Here is a 13643-nt window from a genome sequence, read left to right on the forward strand (position 1 = left end):
GACGGAAGGGACCTGATCCATGGGAGCCAAGCTCCGGGTCTACAAGCGTCGCATCCGCTCCGTCACCGCGACCAAGAAGATCACCAAGGCGATGGAGATGATCGCCGCCTCGCGCGTCGTCAAGGCGCAGCGCCAGGTGGCGGCGTCGACGCCGTACGCGAGTGAACTGACCCGCGCGGTGACAGCGGTTGCCACGGGCTCGAACACCCAGCACCCGCTGACGACGGAGGCGGAGCAGCCCTCGCGGGCCGCGGTGCTGCTCATCACGAGCGACCGCGGTCTGGCCGGCGGCTACTCCTCCAACGTCATCAAGGCCGCCGAGCAGCTCACCGAGCGGCTCAAGGCCGAGGGCAAAGAGGTCGACGCCTACATCGTCGGGCGCAAGGGTGTGTCGTACTACAGCTTCCGCGAGCGCAAGGTCGTGGAGTCGTGGACCGGTTTCACCGACAACCCGACGTACGCGGACGCCAAGGCGATCGCCGCACCGCTGATCGGCGCTGTCCAGCAGGACACCGCCGAGGGCGGGGTGGACGAACTCCACATCGTCACCACCGAGTTCATCTCGATGATGACGCAGACGGCGATCGACGACCGTCTGCTGCCGCTCAGCCTCGACAAGACGCTGGCGGAGTCGGAGGAAACGGCCAAGGGCGAGATCCTTCCGCTGTTCGACTTCGAGCCGTCGGCCGAGGACGTCCTCGACGCCCTGCTTCCGCGGTACGTCGAGTCGCGGATCTACAACGCCCTCCTGCAGGCCGCCGCCTCCAAGCACGCCGCCACGCGTCGTGCGATGAAGTCGGCGACCGACAACGCAGAAGAGCTCATCAAGTCGCTCTCGCGGCTTGCCAACGCGGCCCGACAGGCCGAAATCACCCAGGAAATCAGCGAGATCGTCGGTGGCGCCAGCGCCCTGGCCGACGCGACCGCGGGGAGTGACAAGTAATGACGACCACTGTTGAGACGGCCGCCGCCACGGGCCGCGTCGCCCGGGTCATCGGCCCGGTCGTCGACGTGGAGTTCCCCGTCGACGCGATGCCGGAGATCTACAACGCGCTGACCGTCGAGGTCGCCGACCCGGCCGAGGCCGGGGCGAAGAAGATCCTGACCCTCGAAGTTGCCCAGCACCTGGGCGAGGGCCTGGTCCGTGCGATCTCGATGCAGCCCACCGACGGTCTGGTCCGCCAGGCCCCGGTGACCGACACCGGCGCCGGGATCACCGTCCCGGTCGGCGATGTCACCAAGGGCAAGGTGTTCAACACCCTCGGCGAGATCCTGAACGTGGACCCGTCCACGGTCGAGGTCACCGAGCGCTGGCCCATCCACCGCAAGGCCCCGTCCTTCGACCAGCTCGAGTCCAAGACCGAGATGTTCGAGACCGGCGTCAAGGTCATCGACCTGCTCACCCCGTACGTCAAGGGTGGAAAGATCGGTCTGTTCGGTGGTGCCGGTGTCGGCAAGACCGTTCTGATCCAGGAAATGATCTACCGCGTGGCCAACAACCACGACGGTGTGTCGGTGTTCGCCGGTGTCGGCGAGCGCACCCGTGAGGGCAACGACCTCATCGAGGAAATGACGGACTCCGGCGTCATCGACAAGACCGCGCTGGTCTTCGGTCAGATGGACGAGCCCCCGGGCACCCGTCTCCGCGTCGCCCTGGCCGGTCTGACCATGGCGGAGTACTTCCGCGATGTGCAGAAGCAGGACGTGCTCTTCTTCATCGACAACATCTTCCGGTACACCCAGGCGGGTTCCGAGGTGTCGACCCTGCTCGGCCGTATGCCCTCCGCGGTGGGTTACCAGCCGAACCTGGCCGACGAGATGGGTCTCCTCCAGGAGCGCATCACCTCGACGCGTGGTCACTCGATCACCTCGATGCAGGCGATCTACGTCCCCGCGGACGACCTGACCGACCCGGCGCCGGCCACCACCTTCGCCCACCTGGACGCGACGACCGTTCTGTCGCGCCCGATCTCGGAGAAGGGCATCTACCCGGCGGTCGACCCGCTGGACTCGACGTCCCGGATCCTGGACCCCCGCTACATCACGCAGGAGCACTACGACTGCGCCTCGCGCGTCAAGACGATCCTGCAGAAGTACAAGGACCTCCAGGACATCATCGCGATTCTGGGTATCGACGAGCTCGGCGAGGAGGACAAGCTCACCGTCCACCGCGCCCGTCGTATCGAGCGGTTCCTGTCGCAGAACACCCACGTGGCGAAGCAGTTCACCGGTGTCGACGGCTCGGACGTCTCGCTCGACGAGTCGATCACCGCGTTCAACGCGATCGCGGACGGCGACTACGACCACTTCCCCGAGCAGGCGTTCTTCATGTGCGGTGGCATCGAGGACCTGAAGGCCAATGCCAAGGAGCTGGGCGTCTCCTGACCCCGGCACCGGTCCCGGGGGCGGCCCTGGCCGCCCCCGGCCCGTACGACCACTAGTATTTGACCCAACATCTGCCATGCCAGGCAGGTGGAGACCCGAGGAGCCATCGTGGCTGAGCTGCACGTCGAGTTGGTCGCCGCGGACCGTCAGGTCTGGTCCGGCGAGGCCAGCCTGGTCGTCGCGCGCACCTCGTCGGGCGACATCGGCGTCATGCCCGGACATCAGCCGCTGCTCGGCGTGCTGCAGTCGGGCCCGGTGACGATTCGTACGACCGGCGAGAGCGGGGACGGCACCGTCGTCGCCGCCGTGCACGGCGGCTTCATCTCCTTCGCCGACAACAAGCTGTCTCTGCTCGCGGAGATCGCGGAACTGTCGGACGAGATCGATGTCCAGCGCGCGGAGCGGGCCCTGGAGCGAGCGAAGTCGGACGCTGACGCGGCCGCCGAGCGTCGCGCCGATGTCCGGCTGCGTGCGGTGACGGGCGTTCACTGAGCCCCGCCACCGACGAGATCGATCCTCAGCCGCGGGCTGCCCGGAATTCTCCGGAGCGGCCCGCGGCTGAGGCAATGCAGGTGCGTTTCCGTCCCTCGCGCCCGAACGGCGCGGGGGGACCCCCATCGAGGCGAGGAGGTCGGTCGAGATGTTCCTCGCTCTGCTTGTGAGCGGCATCGTCGTGGTGCTGGTACTGCTGGGGCTGTTCGTCTTCGGGCTGCGGCGGCGGCTCATCCAGCGGTCCGGTGGCACCTTCGACTGCAGCCTGCGCTGGAACGTCCCGGAGAACGAGGCCGGTGGCAAGGGCTGGATCTACGGCGTGTCCCGCTACAACGGAGACCGGATCGAGTGGTTCCGGGTGTTCTCGTACGCGCCCCGGCCCCGCCACCTCCTGGAGCGCTCCGCCATCGAGGTCCTGGAGCGCCGCACCCCCCAGGGTGAGGAGGAGCTGGCGCTGCTCTCCGACTCCCTCGTGCTGGCCTGCCGGCACCGCGGCACCCGCCTGGAACTGGCGATGAGCGAGGACGCGCTCACCGGCTTCCTCGCCTGGCTGGAGGCGGCACCGCCAGGGCAGAGAGTCAATGTGGCCTGAACCGACCTGAACCGAGGGGGCCCCGGGAATAGCCTCGGCCCCCGCCGCATTGTGGCCCCGCAGGGGGGCCGTGTGTCCCCTACGGGATGTGTTCGGCCGCCCCCTACGGCCCGTCCACCCCCAACTCCTGTGCCAGTACGGCCGCTTGTACCCGGCTGCGCAGCTCCAGCTTTGCCAGCAGCCGGCTGACATGGGTCTTCACGGTGGCCTCCGCCATCGCCAGCCGTAGCGCGATATCGGCGTTCGACAGGCCCCGCCCCAGACATCCCAGCACTTCGAGCTCGCGCGGTGTCAGCGCGTCCAGGACCGCCCGGTCCGGCCCGGCACCGCTGCGCGCGGGCCGCCCCGCCGTCCGCGGGCTCGCGAACTCCGCGATCAGCCGCCGGGTCACCGCCGGTGCGATCAGCCCCTCGCCGGACGCCACGGTGCGCACCGCGGTCAGCAGCGCGGCCGCGTCACTGTCCTTGAGCAGAAAGCCCGCGGCACCCGCCCGAAGCGCCCCGAAGACATATTCGTCCAGGTCGAAGGTGGTCAGCACCAGCACATCCGCCAGCTGTTCGGCGACCACCTGGCGGGTGGCGGAGACCCCGTCGAGGCGGGGCATCTGGATGTCCATGAGGACAAGGTCAGGGCGCAGCTCGCGGGCGAGCCGTACCGCCTCCGCGCCGTCCTCCGCCTCCCCGACGACCTCGATGTCGGGGACGGAGCGCAGGATGAGGACCAGACCGGCCCGTACGGCGGACTGGTCCTCGGCGACGAGAACCCGGATCGGCTGTGCGTCGGCACCTGTCATCGTCGTACTTCCTCCCCGGCGGCGGGCAACGCCGCCCGCACCAGCCAGACTCTGCCGGCCGGCCCGCTCTCCGGACCGGCCTCGAAGGCTCCGCCCAGCAGGGCGGCTCTCTCCCGCATCCCGACCAGACCGGTGCCGGTGCCGGGCGCCCGGGGGCCGGGGCGGTCGGCGAACGGGCTGCGGACGGCGACGGTGAGGGCCCCGCCGCGGTCCTGGGCGAGGCGGACGAGCACCTCGCCGGGCGCGGCGTGCTTGAGGGCGTTGGTCAAGGACTCCTGGACGATGCGGTAGGCGGCCAGCTCGGCCGGCGCCGCCTGATGCGGCCCGGTCCCGGGGCCGGTCGGGCTCCGGGCGTCGTCCAGTACAAAGGCCAGCCCGCTGCTCCTGCCGCTCGTACGGGCCTGCTCGATCAGCGCTTCCAGTCCGTCGAGGGTGGGGGTCGCGGTGGGCTCCGTGTCCCCTTCGGCCGTCCTCGGGCCCCGCAACAGCCCGATCAGACGGCGCATTTCGGCCAGACCTTGCACGCTGTTCTCCCGGATCACCCCGAGCGCCTCCCGGGTCGCCGCCGGGTCGTCGATGGCCTGTGCCGCGGTGGAGTGGATCGCGATGGCGGACAGATGGTTGGCGACCATGTCGTGCAGTTCGCGGGCCATCCGCGCCCGCTCGCCGGCCACCGCCCGGTCCCGGTCCCGCTCGGCCAGCAGCGCGATCTGCTCGGCCTGCAGCCGGGCGGCCTGGGCGGCGTCGCGGTGGTTGCGGAGCATGATGCCGGTCCAGGCCGGGGCGATGGTGATCAGCGCGATACCGATGACGGCCATCACGACCTGCGGCTTCTGCCACAGTGCGGCCAGCGCGATGGCCGCCAGGACCGTCACCAGGACGGAGTGCGGCGGGATCCGGCGGGCCACGTGCGCCGGGCCGTGGAGCACCGCCGCATAGACCACGTCCGTGAACATCAGGACGGTGGCGACCAGGGTGCCGGCGCAGAGGTCCAGCGCCAGCGCCGGCACCGCGAGGGCCAGCGCCGCCATCGGGGCCGTACGGCGCATCAGTTCCGCCGCCGACATGGTGGTGAGCGAGACCAGGGTCAGTGCGGCGGGCAGCCCCAGGCGCGGGGGACCGCCGTGCAGATCCAGTGTCCAGAGCAGCAGTCCGCCGAGCAGCCCGCCGCCCGCGATGAGCACGTCGAAGCGGGGCGGGCGGCCGACGGCGGCGCGGGGTCTGGCGGTCACCCCACCATCAAACACGGCGCCGGGGACCGCTGCCTCCACGTCCGGGTCATCCCCGTACGGCCTGCGCTACATCGAAAGATGCAGTCCCGGATCATCGCGTGCGACGAGGAACCGGCCGGCGGCCGCTGGAAGGCTTGAGGTGTTCGGTGGAAGGTCTGAAAGGAGACAGCCGTGATCGTCGTGCTGATCGTCGCCTGCGAAGTCGGCTTCTGGGTACTGCTGGCGGTCGGTCTGGCACTGCGCTACCTGGCACGGATGCCGCGCAGCGGAGCAGCGGTGCTGCTGATGGAGCCGCTGCTGGAGCTGATCCTGCTGATCGTCACGGCGATCGACCTGAAGAACGGGGCGCCGGCGGACTGGAAGCACGGCCTGGCCGCCGTCTACATCGGCTTCACGGTCGCCTACGGCCACTACACGATCAAGTGGGTCGACGGACACTTCTCGCACCGCTTCGCGGGCGGCCCGCCGCCGGTCAAGGCGCCGTGCTACGGACTCGCCCGCGCCCAGCACGAGGGGAAGCTGTGGGTGCGCACGGTGGCGATGGCCGTGGTCGCCGCGGCGCTGCTGCAGATCGCGATCTGGTACGTCGGTGACGGCGGCGACACCGGGTCGCTGCACGAGTGGCAGCTCACCACGCTGCGGATCGTCGCCCTCCACGGGGTGATCGCGCTCAGCTACCTCATCTGGCAGAAGAAGGACCCGGGCCGGACCGCCGTCACCGGGGAAGCGGACCGGCCACCGCAGAAGACGCTGCGCTAGGGGAGAGGCCCCCTGGGCCCGGTCAGCGCTCGCCGCCCGGCACCCACAGCACGTCCCCGACCTCCTTGTTGGCCGTACGGGCCAGGATGAACAGGAGGTCGGAGAGGCGGTTGAGGTAGGTGGCGGTGAGCGGGTTCATCGTCTCGCCGTGCTCCTCGAAGGCCGCCCAGGTGGAGCGCTCGGCGCGGCGGACGACCGTGCACGCCTGGTGCAGCAGCGCGGCGCCGGCGGTACCGCCGGGGAGGATGAAGCTGCGCAGCTTCTCCAGCTCCGCGAGGAAGCGGTCGCAGTCGGCCTCCAGCTTGTCGATATAGCCCTGCTCGACGCGCAGCGGCGGGAATTCAGGGTTCTCCACCACCGGCGTCGACAGGTCCGCGCCGACATCGAACAGGTCGTTCTGCACCCGCAGCAGCACCGCGGCGACGTCCTCGGGGAGCGAGCCGAGCGCCAGGGCCACGCCGATCGCCGCGTTGGCCTCGTTGGCGTCCGCGTACGCCGCGATCCGTGCATCGGTCTTGGCGGTACGGCTCATGTCGCCGAGGGCGGTGGTGCCCTTGTCGCCGGTGCGGGTGTAGATGCGCGTCAGATTCACCATAGGAGCGAGCCTACGCCGCGGACCTGCGGAAAGCCCGGGTGCAATAGGTCACGGACAGTGCGGCGAACGCGACCGCCACCAGCACGCCGTAGAGCATGGCCGAGGAGGCGTAGGAGCCGACGAAGGCCGCGCGGACCGCGTCCACGAGATAGCGGAACGGCATGAAGTGCGAGAGCACATCGAGCCACTTGGGCCCCAGCGCCATCGGCAGCATCAGCCCGGACAGCAGCATCGAGGGCATGGTGACGGCGTTGATGACCGGCCCGAACTCCTGCGGGGTGCTGACGTTCAGCGCCAGCGCGTACGACAGCGAGGCCAGCGCCACGGTCAGCACGGCGACGAACGCGAAGCCGATGAGGATGCCGGGCAGGGGTGCGCGCAGTCCCATGGCCAGCGCGGCCAGTACCAGCAGCACCGCCTGGAAGACGAACAGCAGGGCGTCGCGCAGCACCCGTCCCAGCAGCAGCGCCAGCCGGCTCACCGGCGTCACCCGCATCCGTTCCACGACCCCGTACTGCTTCTCGACGATGATGCCGAAACCGCAGAACGAGGCCCCGAACAGGGCGAGTTGGAGCAGGAGCCCGGGCACCAGCACCTGCCAGGAGCTGCCGGACGAGGACAGCGGCAGATCGGTCAGCAGCGGACCGAAGAAGAGCAGATACAGCAGCGGCATCAGCACGCCGAAGAGCATCTGGAGCTTGGAGCGCAGCGTCTGGCGGGCGTACCGCCCGAAGATCAGCGCGGTGTCGGAGAGCAGGGTGGACAAGGGGAGCTCCTAGACGGCGACGGGGGCCTGGTCGTGGGGCGTGGCACCGCGCCCGGTGATGGCGAGGAAGGTGTCCTGGAGGGAGGCGTCGGGGGAGCCGGCATGGGCGCGTTTGAGGGCCTCCGGGGTGCCCTCCGCGACCACCACACCCTTGTCGACGATCACCAGCCGGTCGGCCAGCGCATCGGCCTCGTCGAGGTAGTGGGTGGTCAGGAAGACGGTGGTGCCGTGCTCGGCGCGGATCCGGCGGACCAGCTCCCACAGGTCGGCGCGGCTGCCCGGGTCGAGCCCGGTGGTGGGCTCGTCGAGGAAGAGCACCTGGGGACGGTGGGTGAGCCCCATCGCGATGTCCAGCCGCCGCCGCTGGCCGCCGGAGAGGGTGGCGGTCCTGCGGTCGAGCAGCCCGTCGAGGCCCAGGTCGGCGGCCAACTCCTCGGTACGGGCGTGGGCTTCGGCCTTGCCGAGGCGGTAGAGGCGGGCCTGGGTGACCAGCTCCTCGCGGACCGAGACGTGGGGGTCGACGCCGCCGGACTGGGCGACGTAGCCGGAGGCGCGTCGTACGCCCGCCGGGTCGCGGACGAGGTCGCAGCCGGCGACGGTCGCGGTGCCGCCGGTGGGCGCCAGCAGGGTCGTGAGCATCCGCAGAGTGGTGGTCTTCCCGGCTCCGTTGGGGCCGAGGAAGCCGAGGATCTCGGCGCGCTCGGCGGTGAGATCGATACCGCGGACGGCCTCGACGGCGCCGCGCTTGGTGGTGAAGGTCCGGGCGAGTCCGGACGCGCTGAGGACTGGCATGCCCACAGAAAAACAGAGGGACTTAAAAATTGCAACGCCCCCAAAAATGCAGTGTGCCCATCGAGGGATAGGGTGAGGGCATGGCAGAGGGACTCAGGGAGCGGAAGAAGCGGCAGACCCGCCAGTACATCTCGGACGTGGCCACCGGCCTGTTCCTGGCGCGCGGCTTCGATGCGGTGACCATCGCGGAGATCGCCGACGCGGCCGAGGTCTCCGTCAACACCGTCTACAACTACTTCCCGGCCAAGGAGGACCTCTTCTTCGATCGGAGCAAGGGCCTCGTGGACCGCCTCTCGCGCTTCGTACGGGGCCGGACGGCGGGCGAGTCCGCGGCCTCCGCCGTGCTGCGGGAACTGCGCGAAGAGGTCGAGGCGGTCTCGCCGCGGGTCGGTCTGATCGAGGGTTACGACCAGTTCATGCGGGTGGTGCACGGGGCGCCCACCCTCAAGGCGCGCCTCTGGTACATGCAGCAGGAGATCCACCTCAACCTGGAGGAAACACTCCGGGAGGAGACCGGCGCCGCGGCCGGCGATCCGCTGCCGGGCCTGATGGCCGGCCAGATCAGCTGGGTGCACCAGAGTCTGATGGGGTGGATCGCACACGAGATGCTCGACGGCCGCAAGCCCGCCGAGGTCTCCCGGGAGGCCCTGGTCCTGCTCGACGAGATGGAAGAGCTACTGGGCGAAAAGGTCCTCAACTACGCCGTACGGATGGCCGACTGACGGCGGACTGTCCGGATAGGTCCCACGGGCGCACACCTCGCGAGTGTGACGTCCGTCATCTGAGACGTGACGCGCATCTCTTCCCCTCCAAAGGATCGCTCACGACCGCTAACGTCACCCAGGACCGTCAAATGCACAGGGTGTGAGGGGACAGCAGTGGCAAAGAAGCTCGCCGTCATCGGCGCCGGACTCATGGGGTCCGGTATCGCGCAGGTCTCCGCCCAGGCGGGCTGGGACGTGGTCCTCCGCGACGTGACGGACGAGGCGCTGGCCCGGGGCAAGGGTGGCATCGAGGCCTCGTACGAGAAGTTCGTCGCCAAGGGCAAGCTGGCGGCGTCCGACGCCGAGCAGGCGCTGGCCCGCATCACCACCACGACCGACCTGGAGGCCGTCGCCGACGCCGATATCGTCGTCGAGGCCGTCTTCGAGCGGATCGAGATCAAGCGGGAGATCTTCCAGGCGCTGGACAAGCTGGTCAAGGAGGAGGCGGTGCTGGCCTCCAACACCTCCGCCATCCCGATCACCAAGATCGCCGCGGCCACCTCCCGCCCCGAGCGGGTCGTCGGTGCGCACTTCTTCTCGCCGGTGCCGATGATGCAGCTGTGCGAGCTGGTCCGCGGTTACAAGACCAGCGACGAAACCCTCGCCACCGCCCGGCAGTTCGCCGAGTCGGTCGGCAAGACCTGTGTCGTCGTCAACCGCGATGTGGCCGGCTTCGTCACCACCCGCCTGATCTCGGCGCTGGTCGTCGAGGCCGCCAAGCTCTACGAATCCGGCGTGGCCAGCGCCGAGGACATCGACACCGCCTGCAAGTTGGGCTTCGGCCACGCGATGGGACCGCTGGCCACCGCCGACCTGACGGGCGTCGACATCCTGCTGCACGCCACCGACAACATCTACACCGAGTCCCAGGACGAGAAGTTCGCACCGCCGGAGATCATGCGTCGGATGGTCGATGCGGGCGATATCGGACGCAAGAGTGGGCAGGGCTTCTACGAGCACTGATACCGCGTCAGGCCCATCGGCCTGATGGCGTCACCCTGTGGGGTGAATTCGGTATCGGTTCGCTTACAGGCGGCAACTTCGCCGCGCGAGAGGCAGTCAGATCTGTAGACGTCCAGGCATCACCACCCATGACACCGGGGAGCGCATATGCACATCAGGGGCGACCACGCCGAGCTGGTCGTCGGGGGCCGCCTTGACGTCCGCAGCGCGGCGGACGCCCGTACGGCCCTGCACGCCGCCGTCGACTCCGGTCGGGGCGATCTCGTGCTGGACCTGACCGAGCTGGATTCCTGGGACGCCACCGGCCTCGGCGTGATCATGGGCGCGCACCGTCGCGCCGGCCGGGTCAACCGCAGGCTGGTGCTGCGCGGAGTGCCGCCCCAGATGCAGCGCCTATTGGTCGCCACGAGGCTGCACCGCATCCTCGCGATCGAGGGCGGTATCGAAGCGGAATCGATTCCCCGGGTGTGAGGCAAGGGCGGTGCGCCGCCCGACGGCCTCACGGCGCCCCCGGGGCGATCAGGCTTGCAGGACAAAGAGTGCCGAAAGATGCAGAGCTGAGCGACGGAAATGTCGTAAAGCGCGGGATACCGCACAATCCCGGAAGTTCCGGTCAGGACCGGCCCCCGGCAGTGCGTCCGCCCGCTGTGCAGGTCTAAGGTTCGGTTCCCGCCCGTATGCCATCATCCGCGGCGGGTACCGGACCAGACGCGACGGCTGAGGACGACCTGCCGGAGCCGGGGGAGTGCGGACGGCCGGAAGCGCAGTCGGCACGCCGTTCCGACTCCTGGGCCGAGGACGCCTGGCGGAGGCGGAGCGGAACGAAGCATCTGGGAGCTTGCAGCATGGACCCGAACACCCACCGGGGACCCGAGGAGTACGGCGAGCAGGGCAGCCCTGCCGAGCCACCGGCCCCCGCGTTCGGCGGCGCGCAGAGCGGCTCCACGGGGCTCGCCCGTGTCGTCCGGCTCGTCTCGGGCCCCTACCTCGTCACCGTCAACCCCGTCGACGGCAGCGAAATAGAGCCCTGCCCGCCCGGTGAGCGCCCCGCCGCCCCCGGCAGGCTCGACCCGGAGGAACGCGCCGCGGCCGCCCGCGCCGCCGCACCCCCGCTGCCGCCGGGCCCGTCCGGATTCGCCGGCCACGAGACCGCACTCGAAGAGCGCACCGAGGACACCGAGCGCCTGGTCCGGCTGCTCTCCCGCGGCCGTTCCGTCCGCGTCACCGGCCCCTCGGGCTCCGGCCGCACCCGGCTGCTGGACGCCGTCGCCACCGCCTGCGCCGACCTCGCCCCCGACGGCGTCGTCCGGCTCTCCGGCTACCACCACACCTCCACCGACCTGCTGTACGCGCTGTTCGCGGCCGTCTACCGGGCCCCGCAGCACCGCCCCGAGCGGGCCGAGATGCTGCGCATGGTCGCCGAGATCGGCGCGATCGTCGTCCTGGACGACCTGGAATTCGGCGGCGCCGCGCTCGACGAGCTGCTCGACGCCACCCCCGAATGCGCCTTCCTGATCGCCGCCACCCCCGACGTCGCGGCCCCCAGCGCCGGCTCGCACCTCGAAGAGGTCTTCCTCGGCGGCATCGGCCGCGGCGCCTGCGGCCGGCTGCTGGAGCGCGCCGTGGACCGGCCGCTCACCGACGACGAGGAGTCCTGGGCCGCCGACCTCTGGTTCGAGTCCGAGGGGCTGCCCCTGCGGTTCGTCCAGGCCGCCGCCCTGCTGCGGCAGTACGACCGGCTGCGGGCCGCACCGGGCGCCCTCGACGACGGCTACGGCCTCTTCCCCGAGGACGGTCAGGCCACGGCCGACCCGGCCGCCGAGGACGCCGAGCCCGCCGAGCAGCCGGAGGTGCCGCTGCCGTCCCTCGGCGAGGCCGCCGCTCCCGCCCCGCTGCTCGCCTCGCGGCTGACCGAGGCCGCCCGGGAGACCCTGCGCTTCGCCGTCGCCCTCGGCGGCGAGCTGCCGCACCAGGCGCATCTGCCGGCCCTCACCCAGGACACCCACGCCGACGCCGCCCTCGGCGAGCTGCTGGCCTGCGGCCTGATCACCCCGGCCGGCAGCCACTACCGGCTCGCCGCCACCGTCCAGGACCAGCTGACGGCGGCCGGCTACGCGGACGGCGCCCCCGCCCGGGCCCACACCGTCGCCCAGCACTACGCCTGGTGGGCCGGGCACCCCTCGGTGACGCCCGAGCGGGCCGCCGCCGAGTCCGATGTGGCGCTGGTCGCGATGGGCGTACTGACCGGCAGCCGGGAGAGCGGGCACGCCAGCGCGGCCGTGCTGCTCGCCCGTACGGCCGCCCCGGCGTTCGCCGCGGCACTGCACTGGAGCGCCTGGGAGCGCAGCCTGCGGCACGGCCAGGAGGCCGCGCGGCTCGCCGGTGAGGTCGCCGAGGAGGCCTACTTCCACCACGAGCTGGGAGTGCTGGCCCTGTGCACCGGCAGCCTCGACCGGGCGCGCGCCGAACTGGAGGCGTCCATCGGGCTGCGCGGGGTGCTCTCCGACCGCAATGGCGCGGTGGCCGGCCGGCGCGCCCTGGCGCTGGTCACCGACCGGACGCGGGCCGACTCCGCGGCAGCGGCCACCACGGCCCTGCCCCAGGCGGCGGGCGCGGCCTCCGCATCGCGGCGGGCCGCACCGAAGGAACCGGCCGCCAATCCCTTCGACGCCGCCTCGGCCCCGAAGCTGCGCAAGTCGCGCACCGAGCAGACCGCGCAGACGCTCATCGCCCGGGGTGCTTCTTCGACGACCGCCACCACGGGCGTCCCGGCCGCGACCGACAGCGGCGCCGGAGCCGGCAAGGGCGTCCGGCGGGTCTTCGGCGGGGCGCGGCGCAATGTCGTGGCCGCGGGCGCCGGTGCGCTGCTGGCAGCCGTCCTGGGCACCGTCGTTACCATCGGGGCGACGGGCGGCGACGACACCCCCAACGACAAGGTCAACACGGAACAGACCACGGACGACAGCGACGGCACCGACCTGCCGGCCGAACAGCCCGCCACGGACTCCAGCCTGCCGCCCACCGGCCCCGGCACGTCCCGGCCCGGCACCGCCGGCCAGTCGGACCGCCCGTCCCCGTCGCCCAGCGGAACCGCCCCCAGCGGCTCGCCCAGCGCCCCCGGCACCGGGTCGGCGGACCCGACGACCGGCCCGACGGAGCCGACCGAGCGGCCCACCAGCCCCACCGGCCGGCCGACCCGCCCCACGCACCCGCCGACGGACGAGCCGACCGACCCGACGCCGACGGACGAGCCGACCGACTCCACGCCGACGGGTCCGACGCCCACCGAGGATCCGACGGACAAGCCGAGCACCCAGAGCCCCTCGCAGTCCGCCTCCGGCCCGTCGGCCGGCAGCCCCTCCGCGAGCGGTACGTCCGGGACGACTCCCTCCGGTGGCACCCCGTCGGACGGTACGGCCACCTCCTCCGGTACGGAGAGCGCCCCGACCACCTGACGGCCCCGCAGGAAGCGGCGCAGCACGGCACAGCGCAACGGCCCGGTCATCTGCC

Annotated in this window: 14 protein-coding genes; 9 read left to right on the forward strand and 5 right to left on the reverse strand. The window is 71.2% G+C overall.

What is annotated here, in order from left to right; genetic code table 11:
* Positions 1-19 precede the first annotated feature (19 nt).
* From NUT86_RS28045 to NUT86_RS28060, 4 genes are all read left to right on the forward strand, one after another.
* Positions 20-943, forward strand: a complete 924-nt coding sequence (locus tag NUT86_RS28045; RefSeq protein WP_018087385.1) for a F0F1 ATP synthase subunit gamma — start codon at positions 20-22, stop codon at positions 941-943.
* Positions 943-2385: a F0F1 ATP synthase subunit beta gene (gene atpD / locus NUT86_RS28050; protein ID WP_018087384.1), complete on the forward strand. Its 1443-nt coding sequence runs from the start codon at positions 943-945 to the stop codon at positions 2383-2385. Before NUT86_RS28045 ends, atpD begins: the two co-directional genes overlap by 1 nt.
* A 108-nt stretch (positions 2386-2493) precedes the next feature.
* Positions 2494-2877: a F0F1 ATP synthase subunit epsilon gene (locus NUT86_RS28055; protein ID WP_018087383.1), complete on the forward strand. Its 384-nt coding sequence runs from the start codon at positions 2494-2496 to the stop codon at positions 2875-2877.
* A 148-nt stretch (positions 2878-3025) separates the two neighbouring features.
* Positions 3026-3469, forward strand: coding sequence for a DUF2550 domain-containing protein (locus tag NUT86_RS28060; protein WP_018087382.1), 444 nt, complete (start codon positions 3026-3028; stop codon positions 3467-3469).
* Positions 3470-3572: 103 nt separating this feature from the next.
* Here the strand turns inward: NUT86_RS28060 and NUT86_RS28065 are convergent, their stop codons facing one another.
* Both NUT86_RS28065 and NUT86_RS28070 read right to left on the reverse strand, forming a co-directional pair.
* On the reverse strand, positions 3573-4262 hold the full coding sequence (locus NUT86_RS28065) for a response regulator (protein WP_274738176.1): 690 nt from the start codon (positions 4260-4262) through the stop codon (positions 3573-3575).
* Positions 4259-5494 (reverse strand): sensor histidine kinase, encoded by a 1236-nt coding sequence (locus NUT86_RS28070; protein WP_274738178.1) that lies wholly within the window; start codon positions 5492-5494, stop codon positions 4259-4261. Before NUT86_RS28070 ends, NUT86_RS28065 begins: the two co-directional genes overlap by 4 nt.
* Before the next feature lie 171 nt (positions 5495-5665).
* On the opposite strand from NUT86_RS28070, the gene NUT86_RS28075 reads away from it, so the two are divergent.
* Positions 5666-6253 carry a hypothetical protein gene (locus NUT86_RS28075; protein ID WP_274738180.1) on the forward strand — a complete coding sequence of 196 codons (588 nt, stop codon included), beginning with the start codon at positions 5666-5668 and terminating at the stop codon, positions 6251-6253.
* A gap of 22 nt (positions 6254-6275) precedes the next feature.
* Here NUT86_RS28075 and NUT86_RS28080 read toward each other — a convergent pair whose 3' ends face one another.
* The 3 genes from NUT86_RS28080 to NUT86_RS28090 are packed head-to-tail and all read right to left on the reverse strand — an operon-like array spanning position 6276 to position 8406.
* On the reverse strand, positions 6276-6848 hold the full coding sequence (locus NUT86_RS28080; protein WP_018087378.1) for a cob(I)yrinic acid a,c-diamide adenosyltransferase: 573 nt from the start codon (positions 6846-6848) through the stop codon (positions 6276-6278).
* Positions 6849-6858: 10 nt separating this feature from the next.
* Entirely contained in the window at positions 6859-7614 is a 756-nt protein-coding gene (locus tag NUT86_RS28085) for an ABC transporter permease (RefSeq protein WP_018087377.1), read from the reverse strand.
* 9 nt (positions 7615-7623) lie between these two features.
* Positions 7624-8406, reverse strand: a complete 783-nt coding sequence (locus NUT86_RS28090) for an ABC transporter ATP-binding protein (protein WP_274738183.1) — start codon at positions 8404-8406, stop codon at positions 7624-7626.
* Between the two features lie 80 nt (positions 8407-8486).
* Here NUT86_RS28090 and NUT86_RS28095 point away from each other — a divergent pair, with 80 nt between their 5' ends.
* The 4 genes from NUT86_RS28095 (at position 8487) to NUT86_RS28110 (ending at position 13588) form a co-directional block, all read left to right on the forward strand.
* Entirely contained in the window at positions 8487-9128 is a 642-nt protein-coding gene (locus NUT86_RS28095) for a TetR/AcrR family transcriptional regulator (protein ID WP_274738185.1), read from the forward strand.
* 156 nt (positions 9129-9284) lie between these two features.
* Positions 9285-10133: a 3-hydroxyacyl-CoA dehydrogenase family protein gene (locus tag NUT86_RS28100; RefSeq protein WP_109892609.1), complete on the forward strand. Its 849-nt coding sequence runs from the start codon at positions 9285-9287 to the stop codon at positions 10131-10133.
* Between the two features lie 147 nt (positions 10134-10280).
* Positions 10281-10604 (forward strand): STAS domain-containing protein, encoded by a 324-nt coding sequence (locus tag NUT86_RS28105; RefSeq protein WP_018087373.1) that lies wholly within the window; start codon positions 10281-10283, stop codon positions 10602-10604.
* Positions 10605-10978: 374 nt separating this feature from the next.
* Positions 10979-13588 (forward strand): ATP-binding protein, encoded by a 2610-nt coding sequence (locus NUT86_RS28110; RefSeq protein ID WP_274738188.1) that lies wholly within the window; start codon positions 10979-10981, stop codon positions 13586-13588.
* Positions 13589-13643 lie beyond the last annotated feature (55 nt).

Origin of the sequence: Streptomyces sp. G7(2002), assembly GCF_028870195.1 — a bacterium.
In the GTDB taxonomy this organism is placed as follows: Bacteria; Actinomycetota; Actinomycetes; order Streptomycetales; family Streptomycetaceae; genus Streptomyces; species Streptomyces nigrescens.

Bases quoted from the DNA above. Each gene is read 5' to 3' on its own strand.
- NUT86_RS28045 (WP_018087385.1), top strand. From the start codon at position 20: ATGGGAGCCAAGCTCCGGGTCTACAAGCGTCGCATCCGCTCCGTCACC.
- atpD (WP_018087384.1), top strand. From the start codon at position 943: ATGACGACCACTGTTGAGACGGCCGCCGCCACGGGCCGCGTCGCCCGG.
- NUT86_RS28060 (WP_018087382.1), top strand. From the start codon at position 3,026: ATGTTCCTCGCTCTGCTTGTGAGCGGCATCGTCGTGGTGCTGGTACTG.
- NUT86_RS28065 (WP_274738176.1), bottom strand. From the start codon at position 4,262: ATGACAGGTGCCGACGCACAGCCGATCCGGGTTCTCGTCGCCGAGGAC.
- NUT86_RS28080 (WP_018087378.1), bottom strand. From the start codon at position 6,848: ATGGTGAATCTGACGCGCATCTACACCCGCACCGGCGACAAGGGCACC.
- NUT86_RS28090 (WP_274738183.1), bottom strand. From the start codon at position 8,406: ATGCCAGTCCTCAGCGCGTCCGGACTCGCCCGGACCTTCACCACCAAG.
- NUT86_RS28095 (WP_274738185.1), top strand. From the start codon at position 8,487: ATGGCAGAGGGACTCAGGGAGCGGAAGAAGCGGCAGACCCGCCAGTAC.
- NUT86_RS28105 (WP_018087373.1), top strand. From the start codon at position 10,281: ATGCACATCAGGGGCGACCACGCCGAGCTGGTCGTCGGGGGCCGCCTT.
- NUT86_RS28110 (WP_274738188.1), top strand. From the start codon at position 10,979: ATGGACCCGAACACCCACCGGGGACCCGAGGAGTACGGCGAGCAGGGC.